This window comes from Streptomyces sp. NPDC090025, from assembly GCF_044748125.1.
Lineage (GTDB): Bacteria > Actinomycetota > Actinomycetes > Streptomycetales > Streptomycetaceae > Streptomyces.
Window position 1 is genome coordinate 1 of record NZ_JBIVFL010000020.1, and the last position, 16437, is coordinate 16437.

Genomic DNA, 16437 nt, shown 5'->3' on the forward strand with positions numbered 1-16437 from the left:
CCCGCGGAGCGGGTACCTACGCGCTGCGCGCGTAGGAGCGAGACGCCTCGCTGCGCTCGGCGGGGCCCGGCTTCGCCGGGCCAGGACCGGGCCTTCGGCCCGGGGTCCTTCGCTGCGCTGCGGACGGCTCGGGTTCCGCTTCGCTTCACCCGAGCGGGGCCCGCTTGCGGGCCTCGGGCCTCCCGCGTTCGCGCGGGAGGTGACCCCGTTTCACGGGGTTCATGCCTTCGGCCTGTTGAGGTGTCCGCTTACGCTCCCACCCCCGCCCTTCCGGCTTTCGCCTCCAGGCCGAGGGCCCGCGAGCGGGCCCGGCTGGCAACGGAAGGGCGGGGGGCTCGACTGACGGCATGTAGGGCCCCCCGCCATTCGCGTCAGCAGTCCACTTGACCCTGGATCAGATATCCCTGACCGAGACGCATCCTGAGTCCGGTGAAGCGGATACGTCCCACACTGCATCACGGTATCTCCTGTGTAGTGACTGGGCCCCGCCCTCCTGACCGGAAGCACCCACACCTGGCCCCTGACCAGCAACAAGGAAGGCTCGCAGCCATCACGCTGCGTGCTACACCACGTCTCCCTGTCCAGCTCAACTCATCCCGGTGACACCACTCGCACCGCATCACACTGTCCCCGCGAGCCGCCCTCACCAGCCCAAAACCGAACACTGCCCAGAAGGACACCGGCTGTGGCCCACTGGACAGCCACCCGCGGTGCCGTAATCAGTGAAACTGCGCAGTACCCGACCAACCCGCACAGCAGGGTCCCACACTCAGGACTCCGCAGGTCAAACAACTGGTGCGCCCGGACACTGCGCAGAATCCGTGAGCCAGCACAGTCGCTGAACCGCTCAATCAAAGTGCACAACCCCAGGCCGGAAGGCTGACGACTGCTCACATTCACTGACCGGCGACACCGATCGTGAGCAGAGAAGGTGAACCCCGAGGCCGCAGGGAGGTGTCAGCTGCCCAGCTTGCTGAAGGCCCAGCGGAGCACTTCCTGGTCGGGGTGGTCCCGGCCTGTCCGTTCGAGTGCGGTCAGGGTGTGAGCGGTCAGGCGGGCCCAGTTCCGGAAGTTGCCGTGCGCCGCATGCCGGTCAGCGAAGGTGATGTCTGCGGGATCGGTCCCAGCCCAGATGGGGTGCTAGAGCGGAATGACCTGCTGAACTTGGGCCAGGGTGAGTTTGGTGACGTGCTGCCAGATATAGATGCGGGAGGAGAGCATCGGTTCCTTCCGCAGCACGGTATGCGCTCCCTCACCGCCGGCGAAGATGATCGCGATCTGCGAGTACGGATGGTCCCAGATGTACCGGAAATATTCGAACGTCTCTCGATTTAGCCATTGAGCTTCGTCCACGACCAGCGTACGCGGCTGGGCCGCCAGCGAGTCCAGGAGCAGCCGATCGAACTCAGGTGGGTGACGCGGAGGTTCACCCGGCAGACCGAGCGCGACAAAGAGCTCGTGACGAACCGCTCGGGCCGTGGGGCGGGCGCGGAAGGCGATCCGGCAAACCTCCTCGCCACGGGTCCGCTCCAGCTCGCGCAGACAGACATTCACAGCAAGTGTCTTGCCGACGCCTGCCGGGCCGTGGAGGCACATCATCGCCCTGGCGTCGATCGTGTCAGCGATGTTCTCCCGCGCGGCCAGGAGCGCCCGGGTCGTGACTACTGCGGCGTCCGCGAGCTGGGTGTAGTGGTCGGTCTCTCTCGGCGGCAGCTGGCTCGTCATCGCGTCTTCTTACGGGCGGCGGGGCGCAGGGAGGCCGGGGTGTTCCAGTCGTCGGGCGGCGGGGAGGGCGGGATGAGGTCCGGCAGGGCCAGGGCGGCCATGTCGCTGTCGATGCTCGCGTCGAGTTCCCGGGCGGCTTCGGCTGCCGTGAGAGCGCCCAGGCGCAGGGCGGGCGTGGGCGTGGTGGCCGGGGCGAAGCGCTGGCGGCGCAGGGCCTCTGCCTTCTTGGCGTCCTCGCGCACGCGGCGGGCCCGTACGGTGCGGGTGCGGCGCAGCTCGTCGAGCTGTTGTGGGGTGGCGGCGTCGGCGAGGTGGGCGGTGCCCAGGTGGCGTCCGGCCGGGTCGCAGACCTCGATCTCGTGATCGTGGTGCGGCATGTGCCGGATCCGGACGTGGCGACCTGCCTGGCCGGCCATCCACGCGCCCAGGTAGTCCCGGCCGCGCCAGCGCACGCCGTGGCTGGTCAGCTTCCGGACCCGGCCGTCGTCCTCCAGCATCAGCCCCCACAAGGCGGCCTCGGGGACGTCCGAGAGCGGTGTGGGGTCGGCCTGCCAGGCCTCGACGGGGGTCCGGCCGTTCAAGCCGGCGGGACAGTGCTCGGTGTTCCACCATCGCGCCCAGTCGAGGACTTCGGCGGTGAACTCGGCGAACGTCAGCGGCATCGGCTCGTCGGCATCGGGCTTCTTGGTGCGTCGGGGCTTCGGAGTGAGCGTGTAGCCGGGCAGGACAGCGAAGAGCATGCGGTCCGCGCACCGGTTGAGGTTCTCCACCGTGCCCTTCAGATGGGGGCTGTAGGCAGGCAGATCCTCGCACTTGGTCTTCAGGTCGGTGAAGGCGGCCAGGACCGTCCTCGACAGGAAGTCCCGGCCACGATCGACCCGAACATGCTCAGGGATGCCGCCCGCGGGCCCGTACGGGCCGGTGCGCAGCACGGCAGCGCGCAAAGCGGCCAGGATCGAGGCCCGGGACGGCTGGCCGGGGGTGACCGCGGTGCCGGTAATGGTCTTGGTCGCGACGTCGATGAACCAGGTCACCCATGGGCGCACCAGCTCCCCGTCCGCATCGACCACGAGCGGCGCCTGCACGTGGTCGGTCTCCCAGGTCTCGTTCCGCCACTGCACTGGGCGGCGCCCGAACACGTCGTGGGCCCGGGCCGCCTCCGGCCCGCGGGCCAGACCCGCGCGCTCGCCCGCGGTCAGGTCACGGCGCACCGCACGCAGGAACGTCGACAACGACGGCACCGGATCCAGCACCGGCACCGCCTCCATCGGCGCACCACCCGGAACCGCGATGGCCGGCTCACCCGCAGCCGACTTGGCACGGGCAACCAGCTGCCGGTGGACTGCGGACGCGTTGCCCCGCCAGTACGCCAGCAGCACCCGTACCTCCGGCGTCACCTCGAACCGGTCCATCGACCTGGCACCCGGAACAGTGCTTGCGCCTAGATCGGCTTGGGCGTGCGCGAGCCACCGCCACACCGTCCGCTCCGACACCCCCAGACACTCCCCCGCAAGACGCACATGCCCCCGCGACAGCCGACCCCGGGCCCGCAGCCGCAACAACCGCTGCACAGCAGGACCACGCAACGCCGCGAGCGCCGGACCCTGGAGCTCAGGTACCGGTTCTCGCGCGTGCAGCAGTACCGACTCTCCTGCCTCGGATGCACTGATCATGAATCTGCTCCCTGCCGCCCAGTCTTGGTCCCACCACGCCGGCCTCTACGGGTAGGGGCCGAGACGCGCGCAGGCCTGTTCCATCAGCGCACGGTCCACCTGTATGTCCTGGCCCCGCTTGGTCAGGGCGTAGACGTGGGAGGTGATCTTTGCCCAGGTGCGGAAGTTGCCGCGCGCCACCGTCGCGTCCGCCCATCCCACGTCCGCCGGATCGGCGCCCTCCCACACGTCGTGGAACATCGCCAGCGTCTCTGCGAGCCTCTCCTGGTCCAGGCCGGGGACCTGGTGCCAGGTCAGCACCCGCGACCTCAACGCCGGCGCCCTCGCGATCACCCGCTCCACACCCGCCCCGCACAACAGCAGCGCCGCCGCTGTGCCCGGCTCGTCCCACAACAGCCGCAGGTAGTCCAACAGGGGCGGAGACAAGCGCTGCGCATCGTCGAGGAACAGCACCCCGGGGCGGCGTAGCGCCTCCCCCAGGGCACGGTCGGCCGGCTGCGCACGGCGCGAGAGAGAACCCGCTGCCAGTCCCAGCGCCTCCAGCAACGACGCCCGCATCTGAGGCAGGCCCGACTTCACGGCGGCGACCGCCCGCCAGACCGGAACCCGATCAGGCAGCAGATGCAACGCCTGCTGCACCGCCACCGTCTTCCCCACCCCCGGATCCCCGAACACACACACCATCCCCCGCGCCGCCACCGTGTGTCCCACTGCTTCCACCATGGCAGCCACCTGGGCTGTCGACACCACCCGGGCCCCCGGCACGAACAACCGCACCCCACCCCGCGACGGACCTGCGCTCCCCTCCCTGTCCTCGCCCGTCCCGGGCTCCGGTGGGGTCGCCAGTTCCGCGTCGACCACCGGCAGGCCCTCACCCGCCCGCTCAAGCTTCAGCTCGGCGAGGACCCGGTCATAGCGGCCGGCCTCGACCCGCTTCCGGGACGGCCTCGCCACCTCCAGCACCCGACCCGACTGCAGATCCCGGCGCACCACACGATGCAGCGTTCCCAGGGACGGCACACTGCCCGGCGAGGACGAACCCTCGGCCGTCAGGCGCCTGTGCAACGCTGCGACGTTCCCACCCACCTCGGTCAGGGTCGACCACTGCTCGTCATCCAGCATGAAACCGTCCTGCCGCGGCACAGGCTCCAGGCGGCCCTCCCGCGCCTCGGACAACCATCGCCACACCGTCCGAACCGTCACCCCGGCAGCCTCCGCCATCACCCGCACATGCAGAGACGACACCGACCCAGGCCCCTGGTCCACCGCCAACAACCGACGCACCACCACACCCCGCGCCAACCCGCCAGCCTCACCCATACCCACCAGCACACCCGGCGACCACGACAACGAACACAGGAATGGGCAAACCCATGACAGCCATCCATCGCCGTGCTAGCCACCACGTGGCAGCCACTTGGTCACTCAATGACAGCCAAGATCACCAGCCCAAGACGACCGATGCCAAGAAGACCCCCAGCTACACAAGGCCCTCAACGCAACGAGCCCCCGCATACCCGCTGACGCCCAACCGCTGCCACCACCCCACCCACTCACACCCCAATCTCTCCTCAGCCGGTGATGCCGATGACCGACCGGACGAGTCCGTCGAACGTCCGCGGATCGGCCCCGGTGAGCTTGTGCCACTGGCCGAGCCGGTAGGCCACGGTGTTGGGATGGACGCCCAGTGCGTCGGCCGCGTTGACCAACGTCAACCCGGACTCGGCGAAGGCGATCACAGTCTGCGCCAACTGCGGCTGCTCGGCAGCGATCCCGCGGACCGCGGTGAACAACGGCTGCAAGCGGTCACGGCTGTCCATGAGACCGGCCCGCAGCCAGACGTCCTCGAACGACGTGGCCCTGCCCTCGCGATCGGCGACGGCCAGGGCGCGCTCGGCGTCACCGATGCTCATCTCGGCACCGGCCAGGCCGACCCGGTCCAGGCCGACGCCCACGCGGACGTCCTCGCCACCCAGGTTGATCACGCGTGGGACGAGGTCGGCCGGGCCGGCCCGCTGGATGACGGCGATCATCAGCTGGCCCCGCAGTCCGCACGAAACCGTCCCCGTGGCCTGCCGTGCCGCACGCTGCAGCAGGTCGAGGCGTCCCTGTACGGCCCACACCCCGGCCGGCGTGCACACGGCACGGAAGTCGCCGTCGGGATCGAAGCCGAGTTCGCGGGCGATCTCCGCGGTCTGCTCGCGGGCGGTCCCGCCGGACCGGAGCAGTTCCAGGAAACGCTGCCGCAGCCCGGCTTCCCGTCCGTAGCGGGCACCGGCCCCGTCGGCGTAGGCGTCCGCGACGACACCGCTCATCGACTCGATCCACAACCACAGCGGCGCGACCAGGTCGATCACGGTGGCCTCGGCCGCCGTCGCCCGCGCGGCCGTACGCAGGTCGTCCCAGAGCCGGCGGGCGACGATGTGGAACGCGGCGAGTACGTCGTAGACGGGCAGGCCGTGATAAGCGCGTCTGCGCGCCGCGGACTGCACCGCCAGGAGCTGCTCGGCCGTCGGTTCCACGCCGAGCGCGAGACCCCGCAGCAAGGCCCGGAACTGCGCACGCACCGTCTTGCGGTGCTCGGGCAGCGGCAGCGCCGCGTACGAGGGGATCTCGCGTCGGACGTGATCGGTGATCTCGTCGCTTATAGTCCCGACCCGCGACTGCAGCGACTCACACAGTTCGCGAAGCGCATCGCTTTCCGGCCGTCGGTTTGACGCTGTCACGCGCGCCATCGTGGAATCGACAACGAACCCCTGTCAAGCCTGTTCACCCAGTGTGATGGTGGACCGGCCGGCGTCGGCCGATGCGGACTCGGCGGAACGGGGCGCTCCCAGCCGACGGAGAGCCAGCAGCGTCACCCCGACGACGAACTCCGCGGCCATGATCGGGTAGACCGCGGCACGCTCGAACACGGCCGCCGAGTCATTCCCGTTCATGACGGTCTGCAGCAGCAGCGCGCAGACCAGCGCGAAGACGCCGAGCGCGATCAGGGTGGTGCCCAGCCATCGTCCGGGTCCGCTGCCGGGTCCGCTGCGGAGGAGATGGGTCCCCACCACGATCCAGACAAGATTGCCCCCGAAGATCGCCATCATCGCGCCCAGGATGTGCCAGGTCATCGTCCCGTCCGCGACCGCCTCCGGGGAGCCGTGCACCAGCCCCACCAGCGCGATGCCGACGCCGTGGACGACCGCCAGGGCCAGGCAGACCCAGCGCAGCCGGCCCGGCAGCATGCAGTACAGCAGCACCGCCGCCACCACGAACAACACCCCGTGCAGCACGAAGCCGGTGTTCATGACCACGTGCTGCGGTGAGCAGACCGTCCGGCCGTCGACCTTTCCCCCGCAGGAGGGCACACCCAGGTCACTGATGAAGTTGTACGAATAGGAGTACCGCGGATCCTTCCAGGCCGCCGCCGCCACCGCTTCGAGGACCACGTACTGCACCGCGGCGACGGTCAGCGCGACCGCTCCCGCCGTCCGCGAGATCGACCGGATGCCGCTCGCATCCACCATGTTCCGAATCTCCGATCGTGTTCGGCCGTCGCTTCTCGTACGTCTCGCCGGCCCGAATGGTCAGGAGAGGGAGGCCTGGAAGAAGTCGAGGACGGTGGTCCGCTGCTTCTTGATCGATTCCTGGGGATCGATGGTGCCGATGGCACCGGCCCACTGGCCGGCCTTCAGCCCGAGCGGCTTGGTCAGCTGCGGGAGAATGACCTGCATGTCCGTGAAACTCTGGTGCTGCGAATTCGCCAGTACGGCGTATTTCTTGGGCGCCTTCTGGTTCTTCCAGAACAGACCCCAGGTCGGGTCGAGGCTGGTGAACGGCGAGTGGTCGACGACTTTGCCAGACTTGGTCTTGTCCTGCCTGCCGTACAGGAAGAACGGCCCGTCGAGACCGCGCTTGGCGACATCCCCGAATTCGGTGAACAAATGGCCGTCCAGGTTCATGCCGGCGTCGATGCGCTTGTCTTGGAGCATGGCCTCGGCGGCGGTGAAACCGCCGAAGGAATGACCGAACATGCCGACCTTGTCGAGATTCCACCCGCGCTTGCCCAATTCGTCGAGGACGAACCGGGTATCGCTCACACGCGCGTCGGCCGCCTTGCCCAACTGCTCCTTGGGGATGTGGACGGGGGTCTCGACCCGGCCGCCCGGAAACTCGACGGTGGTCTCGTACGTGTGATCCATGGTGACGACGACATATCCGTGCGACGCCAGGTCCTGCACGAGGACCGTCCCGCCCTCGCGCTGTCCGCCGAGCCCGGGCGAGTACAGGACCACCGGCCACTTGCCGGCCGGCTGCGGTGCGCCGACGTGGCCGGACGTCTTCGCACCGGCCCAGTCCACGGCTCCCTTGGGCACCCCGGCGGGGGCCACCATCATGTCGACGGCTCCTTGTGCACCTGCCGGGACCCATGGCTGCAGCGGATAACGGTCGGCATCCTTGGCCGGGTACCAGACGTTGATCATGGTTTCCCGCTTGCGGTCGGGCTTCCATGGATCCTGCCGCCCCTCATCCACCAAGTGGATGCTCTTGGTACCCACCTCGTATTTACCCGTGGGGGCCGGAAGCGTGAACTGTGCCTTCTGTGTCTTCTGCGCCTTCTTCGTGCTGCCCGTCCCGGGACTTTCGGTACCCTTTTCCGTTCCGCCCCCTCCGGCTCCACACCCGGCCAGGAATGTGGCGCTCACCACCACGGCCAGTGCCTTCGCCAGGAGAGACGCTTTCGGATGAGTGAGCATAGACGGCGTTCCTTAACTCTTGCGAATGTCTTCCGTGACGAGCATAGGAGGCTCACAGCCACTGGTCTTTGGTGCGAACGCGCCGCGATCGGCAAAATTCTTGTGGATTCCACAAATGAATCCGGACCTGTCGGTGCCCGTAGCAACTGGCGGCAACTATCCGAACAGCTTACGAATTACCAAGCGTGTCCCGCCCTGATCGTCATGTCACGCCTGGCATGGATGGTTACGAGGCCTTGGGCTGCGGGGCGGTCTCCAGAGTGGGGTCGGGTGTGGTTCGTGCCCGCGTGATGGCCTCGTGGAGGGTTTTCGGGTCGTCCGCGTGCAGCCTGATCCGGGTGACGAGGCGGGGTGCGCCGAGGAATGTCGGTGCGTCGACCGGCTCGGTGAGTTCAAGGGTGAGGGACGTCTGCGAGCCGATGGGGAGGTTCAGCTCGCCGTCCTTCTTCTCGTGCGTGAAACGTGCCTCGCGGTGGAGGCGATCCGGTCGAGCGGGAGGCGGAGGTCGACGCCGGCGGCCTGCCGGATGCGCAGGGTGTTGCCGGTGAGGGTGTGCGGCCGGGTGCGGGAGGCGGCGTGCAGGCCGATGACGAACAGGACGGTGTAGACGTCGACGACCAGGAGAGCGGTGTGGGCTACGGGCCAGCGGGCGAGGAGGAAGGACAGGGCGACGGTCTCGATCACGCAGGCGAACGTGAGGCCGTACATCATGCCTGCCTGGTCCCGGCCGTGGGGGAAGACGCCGTCCGCGCCCTCGGTGCCGTGCGGCCGGCGGGTGACTGAGGCCGCGCACGGCACGGTGGGGAGCAGCGACACGCGCCTGATGGGCACACAACTCCATGCCGAGCTCCGTCTCCGCCGCCTCCACCCGGGCCCGTGCCTCCTGCACCCCAGGGTCGGCCAGCAGCAGCGAGATGGCCTTCCCCGCCTCCGCGAAGGCACTGTTGCGGGCGTGCCGCCGTACGGCCGCCCGCCGTACGTCGTCCTGGTCGCCGTCGGCGGGTGCCGCGTCCGGTTGTCGCCCGTCCCTGGCGGGTGCGGTGCACGCACGACGGGCCTGGACAATGCAGGGACGGCTTCCTGCCGGACACGGAAGGTGTGTGAACGTGACCAGTGATCAGCAGCCCCTCCTCGTGACAGCCGACGGGCCTGTGGTGCGCATACGGCTGAACACCCCGGAGAGGGGAAACGTTCTGTCGGGCCGGATGCTCGATGACCTGCTCGCCGTGCTGAACGCGGCAGACGACGATCCTGCGGTCCGGGTGCTCGTCCTGTCCGGCGCGGGACGCGACTTCTGCACGGGGGGAGACAGGGAAGAGCTGACCGCGCTGCTGGACGAGGACCCTTCCGGGACGTCGCTGCGCGCCGTCGCGGTCAAGGGCCGCCGCGTGTGCGATGCCCTCGCCTCGACCGGACTGGTGACCATCGCACAGTTGCACGGTTCGGTCATAGGGGCCGGGCTGGCGCTCGCCGTCTTCTGCGATCTGAGGGTCGGGGCGGAGGACTGCCGCTTCTGGCTGCCGGAGATCCAGGGCGGCATACCGCCCGCCTGGGGCGGCGCTCTGCCCCGTCTGATCCACGAGGTAGGGGCAGCCAGAGTCCGTGAAATGGTCCTGGTGGCCGACAAGTTCGACGCCGCGACCGCGTACGAGCTGTCGATCCTCCACAAGGTCGTCCCGTCGGAGCGGCTGGACGAGGCTGTGGCCCGGTGGGCCGAGCCGCTCGCCGACCGCCCCCCGGCAGCGCTGCGGACCGCCAAACTCATGCTCAACTCCTATGCCCTCGCGCCCCGTCTCGCCGACGGAACCCTCTTCGATCCGGACCTGCTGGCTTCCGCGATGACCGTGCAGGCACGGAAACACTGACCGTTCGGGCACGTTCGGTGAACGTCCGGGAGGGCTTCGGTCACTCATCCGGTCGCAGCGCCGGGACGGGGCAGTGACTACGGTGACGTCCCGTCCGCTGATCCACCGCCTCCGCGCCGCCCCGAGAGTGAGTCCCTCCATGTATGACAAGGCATCCTCCGACACCTACCTGTTCAACCCGCGGACCTTCGACGGATCTCCTTTCGACGAGGAGACCCGCCAGCTCATGCACGCCTTCGTCGACTGGTACGAGAGCCGCGGCAAGAAGCAGCTCGTCGACGACTACACCGGATGGCACCGAGACTTCCTCAGCTTCGCCGGCGAGGCGGGACTGTACTCGTCCTGTCTGATACCGGCCGAGGACAGTGCCGGCGAGCAGCGCTGGGACACGGCCCGTAACGCGGCGTTCAACGAACTGCTCGGCTTCTACGGCATCAACGGCTGGTACACCTGGCACGTCTCCGTTCTCGGACTCCTCCCGTTCTGGAGCAGCTCCAACACCGACGCCCGCAAGCGGGCGGTCGAACTCCTCAAGCAAGGGCACTCCGCCGCGTTCGCCCTCTCCGAGAAGGAGCACGGCGCGGACATCTACTCCACCGACATGCTCCTGGAACCCACCGCCGACGGCGCCTTCGTCGCCAATGGCACGAAGTACTACATCGGCAACGGCAACGTTGCCGCACTGGTGACCGTGTTCGGCCGACGCACCGACGCCGACGGAGTGGACGGCTACATGTGTTTCACCGCCGACAGCCGGCGGAGCGGGTACCGGGCCGTCCGCAACGTCGCCAACCAGCATCTCTACGTGGGTGAGATCGAGCTCACGGACTACGAGGTCCGGCCGCGGGACATCCTGCACACCGGCCGCGCGGCGTTCGAAGCCGCCCTGAACTCGGTGAACATCGGCAAGTTCAACCTGTCCGGAGCGGGCCTCGGCGCCTGCGAACACGCCTTCCACGAATCCCTCAACCACGCCCACCACCGTCGGCTCTACGGTCGGAGCGTGACCGCGTTCCCCCACGTCAAGCGTCTCTTTGGCGAGTCCTACCTCCGGCTTGTCGCGATGAAGATGTTCACCGGCCGCACGGCCCACTACATCCGCGCCGCACACGCCGGTGACCGGCGCTACATCCTGTTCACCGCACTGAGCAAGGTGCACGTCACCACCGAGGCGGAGCGCGTCATGTCCCTGCTGTGGGACGTGATCGCCGCCAAGGGATTCGAGGCCGCCACCCACTTCAACTGGGTGGCGCGCGACCTGCCGGGCCTGCCGCGGCTGGAGGGTACGGTCCATGTCAACACCCTCCTCGTGCTGAAATTCATCCAGGCGTACTTCACGGGTGACGCGCAGCTGGCTCCCGTACCCGACCTGACCGCAGCACCGTCTGACGACAGCTACATCCTCCGGCAGGCGGGAACGGGCAGTCTCGGGGACGTGCGGTTCCCCGACTGGCGTACCGCCTTCCACGGCTTCGATCACCTGCCGAACGTCCGTCTGTTCCGGGAACAGGCGGAACAACTGGCAGTCCTGGTCTCCGGGAACGGGGGGACGGCGGCCAAGATGGGCAGCGACGTCGAGTTCTCGCTCGCGGTCGGTCCGCTGTTCACGCTGGTCGTCTACGGCCAACTCATCCTTGAGCAGGCATCGCTCCTCGGTGCGGATGCCCGAGTGGTCGACGGCGTCTTCGGCCTCCTGGTGAAGGACTACTCCGGCCGGCTGGTGGAGTTCCACAGCTTCCCGTCGACCGACGAGACCGAGCAGGCATGGGCGATGGCGGCCATTCGCCGGCCCCTCTGGGACAAGGAACGCGACGAGCACGTCGCGAGTCTCGTCGCGTCACTGGCCGGAGCCTACGAGATGCGCCCGTGACCGGCATGCGGCCTGGATCAGCCGCACCAGGACTGCACGGGCACGGCACCGCCCGGCAGCCGGACATCCCGGCGCCACGGCTGCAGCCGGGCGAGGTCCGCCCGGCCCGGAGACATCTGTGTCTGCGGAACCCGGCCGGTGACGTCGGCGGCGAGCTGCTCGGCGACGTGCGTCCACTCCTCGGGGTTCTCCCGGGCCGGGTAGACCGGCTCCACCCACGCGAGGCCGGCAGCGGCGAGCGCGTCGAGGAACTCGGTCTGGAACTGCTGGGTACGGGAGAACAGATGCGGCTGGAACACCGCCAGAACCCGGCCGGTACCGGCTACCTGGCGGGCGGCGGCCAGGGCAGCGGTCACCTCGACGGAGTGGTGGGCGTAGTCGTCGTACACCCGCGCCCCGGCGGCGGTGCGGCCACGCAGTTCGAACCGGCGCGCCAGGCCCGGGAACGACACCAGAGCCGCCCGGATGTCCTCCGGGGCGCAGCCGCGTGCGCGGGCGACCTCGACGACGAGGGCGGCGTTGTGGAGCTGGTGTTCGCCCGGCTGGTCGACCTCATAGGTCTCGCCGTAGAGGCGGAATCGCATCGGCTCACCGTCGACGAACTCCGGCCGTACGACGGTCATCTCCGACACGAACACCGCGACCGTCTCGTGCAGGGCGGTGAACTCGGTCAGCAGCCCCGAGCGGTGCACCTCGCCCAGGCCCTTGCGGCGGGCTTCGGCACGCTCGACGTTCTCCGGACGGATCGCGCTGGAGAACACCACCTCGGCCGGGGCATCCGGCACGTGCGGGACGTCGTGGCCGATGCTCACCTCGCTCACGCCGCTGCGCTCCAGGGAGGCGGTGTAGATGATCTTCCTGGCATCGCTTCCGGTGACGTGAGCGCCCAATTCCCGGGCCACGAGGGCCAGTCCGGACATGCCGCACCCCCGATCCCGATGAAGTGGAGCCGACGGCCGACGAGGGGTTTTCGGGCCCGGATCTTCGAGCAGCTGCAGGCCGAAGCTGACGCGAAAGGTCTGATCACGTGGGACGTCGGCGTGGACTCCACAATCGCCCGGGCCCACCAGCACGCTGCCGGGGCGCGTAAAGGGGGGACCTGCAGAAGGAGCCTCCTGGGGGCATCGACACCGAGCCCGGCGATCAAGGTCTCGGGCGCTCGCGCGGCGGCTTGACCACCAAGCTGCATCTGGCGGTCGAGCAGGGGCAGAAGCCACTGTCCCTGCTCGTCACCGCCGGCCAGCGACATGACAGCCCCCAGTTCCAGCTGGTCCTGGACGGTATCCGGGTGCCCCGAACCGGACCGGGCCGACCACGCAAGAAACCGGACAAGGTCCGCGCGGACAAGGTGTACGGCTCCCGCGCGAACCGCATCCACCTGCGCAGACGAGGTGTGCGGTGCACCATCCCGGAGAAGGCCGACCAGGTTCACAACCGCAAGAAGCTCGGTTTCCGGGGCGGCCGCCCGCCGAAGTGCGACAAGGACGACTACAAGGAGCGCCACGCCGTCGAGTGCGGGATGAACCGCCTGAAGCGCCACCGTACGATCGCCACGAGGTACGACAAGCTCGCCCGTCCGATATCACGCGACCGTGCCGGTCGCAGCCATCAACGAGTGGCTGTGACCAGCAGGGCCGCGACCACTCCTACTGGTTGGCGAGCCATGGCTCACCGGAGTACTGGTCCAGACCGGCCTTCCAGCGACGTTGCTGCTCGAGCCAGTGCACGTAGCGCGGCGATGCGTCGCGGATATCGATGCTGATCGGATAAGGGTCGAACTCGTCCAGGAGCAGCTTGCGGAGGAATTCGACCATGCCGCAGGGGAACAGGGTGAAGTCGTCACGAGTGTGGCGGCCGCAGACCAGAACCGGCCACTGGTCAGGGTCGGGGTCGGTGGTCAGCCAGCACAGGATGTCTGCGCCGGAGGTGACACCCCAGGCGAGGATGTGGTCCGGGTTGATGTCGAGGCCTTTCTGGCCGTCCAGCATCTCCCAGGTGTAGCGAGCGTTCTCCGTCTCCTCCTCGAAGGTCCCGGGATCCCACTGGATGTACTCCTTCGGCAGGGGCATGAGAATGCAGACTTCCTCGAACGAGCCAGCACCCCACACGGACATGAAGGCCATGTAGTCCCGCGGGAGCCGCGTGTCCCACCGCGCTTCCGCGGCCACCCAGTCGATCTCCTCGTCAGCGCCAAGAACTGGAGGAAGGATCTTGGCCAGCTCTGCGATGCCCGTCGGGTCTTCCATGGCAATCCCTTCGATCAGGTCGCCGCGAGCTTACGAGAATGCACTGACAACCAGCGCGGCGGAGCCAGACGTCGTCGGCTGTGGCCGGCACTTTCCCAACAGGCCCTAGAACGGTGGCCCGAGAGAGTATCCGTTCTCGTGAGCAGGGGCCGAGTGAGTTTGGCCGTCTACGGCCTGCTGTTTGGCGGCGCGTTGCTCAGCTGCGGTGGGGTGGACCGCGACGGCCTGTGCTGCCTGGCCTTGCAGGACCAGGACGTCGAACAGTGCCTCACGTGCCTCGATGGTGCCGAGGGTACGCAACTCGGCGGCAGCTGTGTCGAGGTGGCCAGCGGTAGTGAGGAGCTCGACTCGGACGATACGGGGGTCGAAAATCGGGTCCGGGTGGACCTCGAACACGGCGATCGCCTCCTCGGCGCGGCCGAGACTGGCGAGGGCGTAGGCGCGCCAGTAGTGCTGGAACTCCTCGTGGCCGTGATGGGGAACGGTGAGGGGGTGGTCCAGGAGGTGCAGCAGATCTGCGGGGCGGTCGAACAGCGGGTGTACGAGTGGGGCGAGGAGGTTGGAGCAGTTGTTCTCCAACGCCAAGCTGCCGCAGGGCGCGGTCGACCGCGACGCGTACGTGGTGTGCGTCCTGGAGCAGCTGCACCGCGCCCTGAACCGGCACGCCGTGTTCGCCGCCCCGTCGAACCGGTGGGCGGACCCGCGCGCCCCGCTGCTGGACGGTCCGCGGTGGGAGGCGATGCGCGCGGACGTGCTCGCGGGCCTGTCCCTGACCGAGGACGCCGACGAGCACCTGGCCCGGCTCGTGAGGGGGCTGGACGCGGCGTGGCGGCAGATGGCCGACCGCCTGGAGGAGGCCGGCAACGAGGCGAAGGTGGAGATCGTCGTCCCCGAGGGCGGCGGACCGGCCCGCCTGTCGGTGGACAAGCTCGGCGCGGTGGGCGAACCGGAGTCGCTGACCTGGCTCAAGGCCACCACGGAGGCGATGCTCCCGAGGATCGACCTGCCGGACCTGCTGTTCGAGGTCCACTCCTGGACCGGGTTCCTCGGCCTTCGGCCACGTCTCCGAGCGGCGCACCCGCATGGAGGGCCTGGTCGCGCTGCTGATGGCGGAGAGCTGCAACATCGGCCTGACACCGGTCATCGACCCGGAGAACAAGGCACTGACCCGCTCGCGCCTGTCCCATGTCGACCAGGACTACCTGCGCGCCGACACCACCGCCGCGGCGAACGCCGCGCTCGTCACCGCCCAGTCCCGCATCGAGCTCGCCCAGATGTGGGGCGGCGGCCTGCTCGCCTCCGTCGACGGCCTGCGGTTCGTCGTCCCCGTCAAGAGCATCAACACCGGGCCCTCACCAAAATATTGTGGGTATATAAGGGGCGTGACCTGGCTCAATGCCGTCAATGACCAGGTCGCGGGGATCGGCGCGATGGTCGTACGCGGCACCCCGTGCGACAGCCTCTACACCCTGGACACCCTGCTGAACCTCGACGGCGGAGTGAAGCCCGAGATGGTCGCGACCGACAACGCCTCGTACTCCGACATGGCCTTCGGCCTGTACAAGATGCTCGGCTTCCGCTTCGCCCCGCGCTTCCGCGACCTTGCGGACCAGAGGTTCTGGCGGGCCGACCTGTCCGACAGCGAGGCGCCGGCCGCCGGGTACGGGCCGCTGGAGGACGTCGCGTGCAACAAGGTGAACCTGGGGCGGATCGTCACGCACTGGCCGGACATGCTCCGCGTCGCCGGGTCGCTCATCACGAACCAGGTCCGGGCCTACGACCTGCTGCGCATGTTTGGCCGTGAGGGCCACCCGACCCCGCTCGGCGCCGCGTTCGCCGAGTACGGCCGGATCGACAAGACCATGCACCTGCTCGCCCTGGTCGACCCGGTCGACGACACCTACCGCCGGCTGATGAACCGGCAGCTCACGGTGCAGGAGTCCCGCCACCGCCTCGCCCGTGCGATCTGCCACGGCGGCCGCGGCCAGATCCGCCAGGCGTACCGCGAGGGCCAGGAAGACCAGCTCGCAGCCCTCGGCCTGGTCCTCAACGCCGTCGTCCTGTGGAACTCCCGCTACCTCGACGCCGCCGTCGCCCGGCTCCGCGCCGAGGGCCACGACATCAAGGACGAGGACGTCGCCCGCCTCTCCCCGTTCAAGGACCGGCACATCGACTTCCTGGGCCGCTGCCTGTTCAACATCAAGGCCAGCGGCCCCGGCCAGGGCCTGCGCCCGTTCCGGGACCCGGACGCCGTCGAGGACGGCGAAGACGAGGAGTGACGGGCGGCGCACCCAACCTGTCGGGCCGTTCGTT

The 16437-nt window shown here is 68.8% G+C and carries 12 protein-coding genes and 2 pseudogenes; 4 read left to right on the forward strand and 10 right to left on the reverse strand.

Annotated features, from left to right (window positions below; translation table 11 throughout):
• Positions 1-1140 precede the first annotated feature (1140 nt).
• From ACIPXM_RS32195 to ACIPXM_RS32225, 7 genes are all read right to left on the reverse strand, one after another.
• Positions 1141-1725 (reverse strand): AAA family ATPase, encoded by a 585-nt coding sequence (locus tag ACIPXM_RS32195; RefSeq protein WP_401662849.1) that lies wholly within the window; start codon positions 1723-1725, stop codon positions 1141-1143.
• Positions 1722-3296: a Mu transposase C-terminal domain-containing protein gene (locus tag ACIPXM_RS32200; RefSeq protein WP_401663126.1), complete on the reverse strand. Its 1575-nt coding sequence runs from the start codon at positions 3294-3296 to the stop codon at positions 1722-1724. Before ACIPXM_RS32200 ends, ACIPXM_RS32195 begins: the two co-directional genes overlap by 4 nt.
• 147 nt (positions 3297-3443) lie before the next feature.
• Positions 3444-4718 carry an AAA family ATPase gene (locus ACIPXM_RS32205; RefSeq protein ID WP_401662851.1) on the reverse strand — a complete coding sequence of 425 codons (1275 nt, stop codon included), beginning with the start codon at positions 4716-4718 and terminating at the stop codon, positions 3444-3446.
• Positions 4719-4969: 251 nt separating this feature from the next.
• Positions 4970-6133, reverse strand: a complete 1164-nt coding sequence (locus tag ACIPXM_RS32210; RefSeq protein ID WP_401662853.1) for a PucR family transcriptional regulator — start codon at positions 6131-6133, stop codon at positions 4970-4972.
• 24 nt (positions 6134-6157) lie between these two features.
• Positions 6158-6913, reverse strand: a complete 756-nt coding sequence (locus ACIPXM_RS32215) for a DUF998 domain-containing protein (RefSeq protein ID WP_401662855.1) — start codon at positions 6911-6913, stop codon at positions 6158-6160.
• Positions 6914-6973: 60 nt separating this feature from the next.
• Complete coding sequence (locus tag ACIPXM_RS32220; RefSeq protein ID WP_401662857.1) at positions 6974-8143, reverse strand: alpha/beta hydrolase family protein; 1170 nt, start codon at positions 8141-8143, stop codon at positions 6974-6976.
• A gap of 429 nt (positions 8144-8572) precedes the next feature.
• Positions 8573-8974 carry a hypothetical protein gene (locus ACIPXM_RS32225; RefSeq protein ID WP_401662859.1) on the reverse strand — a complete coding sequence of 134 codons (402 nt, stop codon included), beginning with the start codon at positions 8972-8974 and terminating at the stop codon, positions 8573-8575.
• Positions 8975-9249: 275 nt separating this feature from the next.
• On the opposite strand from ACIPXM_RS32225, the gene ACIPXM_RS32230 reads away from it, so the two are divergent.
• Positions 9250-10008 (forward strand): enoyl-CoA hydratase/isomerase family protein, encoded by a 759-nt coding sequence (locus tag ACIPXM_RS32230; RefSeq protein WP_401662861.1) that lies wholly within the window; start codon positions 9250-9252, stop codon positions 10006-10008.
• Between the two features lie 139 nt (positions 10009-10147).
• Positions 10148-11878: an acyl-CoA dehydrogenase gene (locus ACIPXM_RS32235; protein WP_401662863.1), complete on the forward strand. Its 1731-nt coding sequence runs from the start codon at positions 10148-10150 to the stop codon at positions 11876-11878.
• Positions 11879-11895: 17 nt separating this feature from the next.
• Here ACIPXM_RS32235 and ACIPXM_RS32240 read toward each other — a convergent pair whose 3' ends face one another.
• Complete coding sequence (locus ACIPXM_RS32240) at positions 11896-12798, reverse strand: glutamate ligase domain-containing protein (RefSeq protein WP_401662865.1); 903 nt, start codon at positions 12796-12798, stop codon at positions 11896-11898.
• 230 nt (positions 12799-13028) lie between these two features.
• Here ACIPXM_RS32240 and ACIPXM_RS32245 point away from each other — a divergent pair.
• Positions 13029-13445 (forward strand): annotated as a pseudogene (locus ACIPXM_RS32245) (transposase); the annotation flags it as partial.
• 79 nt (positions 13446-13524) lie between these two features.
• On the opposite strand, the gene ACIPXM_RS32250 reads toward ACIPXM_RS32245, so the two are convergent.
• Together ACIPXM_RS32250 and ACIPXM_RS32255 are read right to left on the reverse strand one after the other, a co-directional pair.
• Positions 13525-14124, reverse strand: coding sequence for an SMI1/KNR4 family protein (locus ACIPXM_RS32250; RefSeq protein WP_401662867.1), 600 nt, complete (start codon positions 14122-14124; stop codon positions 13525-13527).
• Between the two features lie 105 nt (positions 14125-14229).
• Positions 14230-14709, reverse strand: coding sequence for a hypothetical protein (locus ACIPXM_RS32255; RefSeq protein ID WP_401662869.1), 480 nt, complete (start codon positions 14707-14709; stop codon positions 14230-14232).
• Between the two features lie 16 nt (positions 14710-14725).
• Between ACIPXM_RS32255 and ACIPXM_RS32260 the strand changes: the two are divergent.
• Positions 14726-16403, forward strand: a pseudogene (locus ACIPXM_RS32260) (Tn3 family transposase); the annotation flags it as partial.
• Positions 16404-16437 lie beyond the last annotated feature (34 nt).

Coding starts and splice junctions, on each gene's coding strand:
- ACIPXM_RS32195 (WP_401662849.1), bottom strand. CDS start 1,725: ATGACGAGCCAGCTGCCGCCGAGAGAGACCGACCACTACACCCAGCTC.
- ACIPXM_RS32205 (WP_401662851.1), bottom strand. CDS start 4,718: ATGGGTGAGGCTGGCGGGTTGGCGCGGGGTGTGGTGGTGCGTCGGTTG.
- ACIPXM_RS32210 (WP_401662853.1), bottom strand. CDS start 6,133: ATGGCGCGCGTGACAGCGTCAAACCGACGGCCGGAAAGCGATGCGCTT.
- ACIPXM_RS32215 (WP_401662855.1), bottom strand. CDS start 6,913: ATGGTGGATGCGAGCGGCATCCGGTCGATCTCGCGGACGGCGGGAGCG.
- ACIPXM_RS32220 (WP_401662857.1), bottom strand. CDS start 8,143: ATGCTCACTCATCCGAAAGCGTCTCTCCTGGCGAAGGCACTGGCCGTG.
- ACIPXM_RS32235 (WP_401662863.1), top strand. CDS start 10,148: ATGTATGACAAGGCATCCTCCGACACCTACCTGTTCAACCCGCGGACC.
- ACIPXM_RS32240 (WP_401662865.1), bottom strand. CDS start 12,798: ATGTCCGGACTGGCCCTCGTGGCCCGGGAATTGGGCGCTCACGTCACC.
- ACIPXM_RS32250 (WP_401662867.1), bottom strand. CDS start 14,124: ATGGAAGACCCGACGGGCATCGCAGAGCTGGCCAAGATCCTTCCTCCA.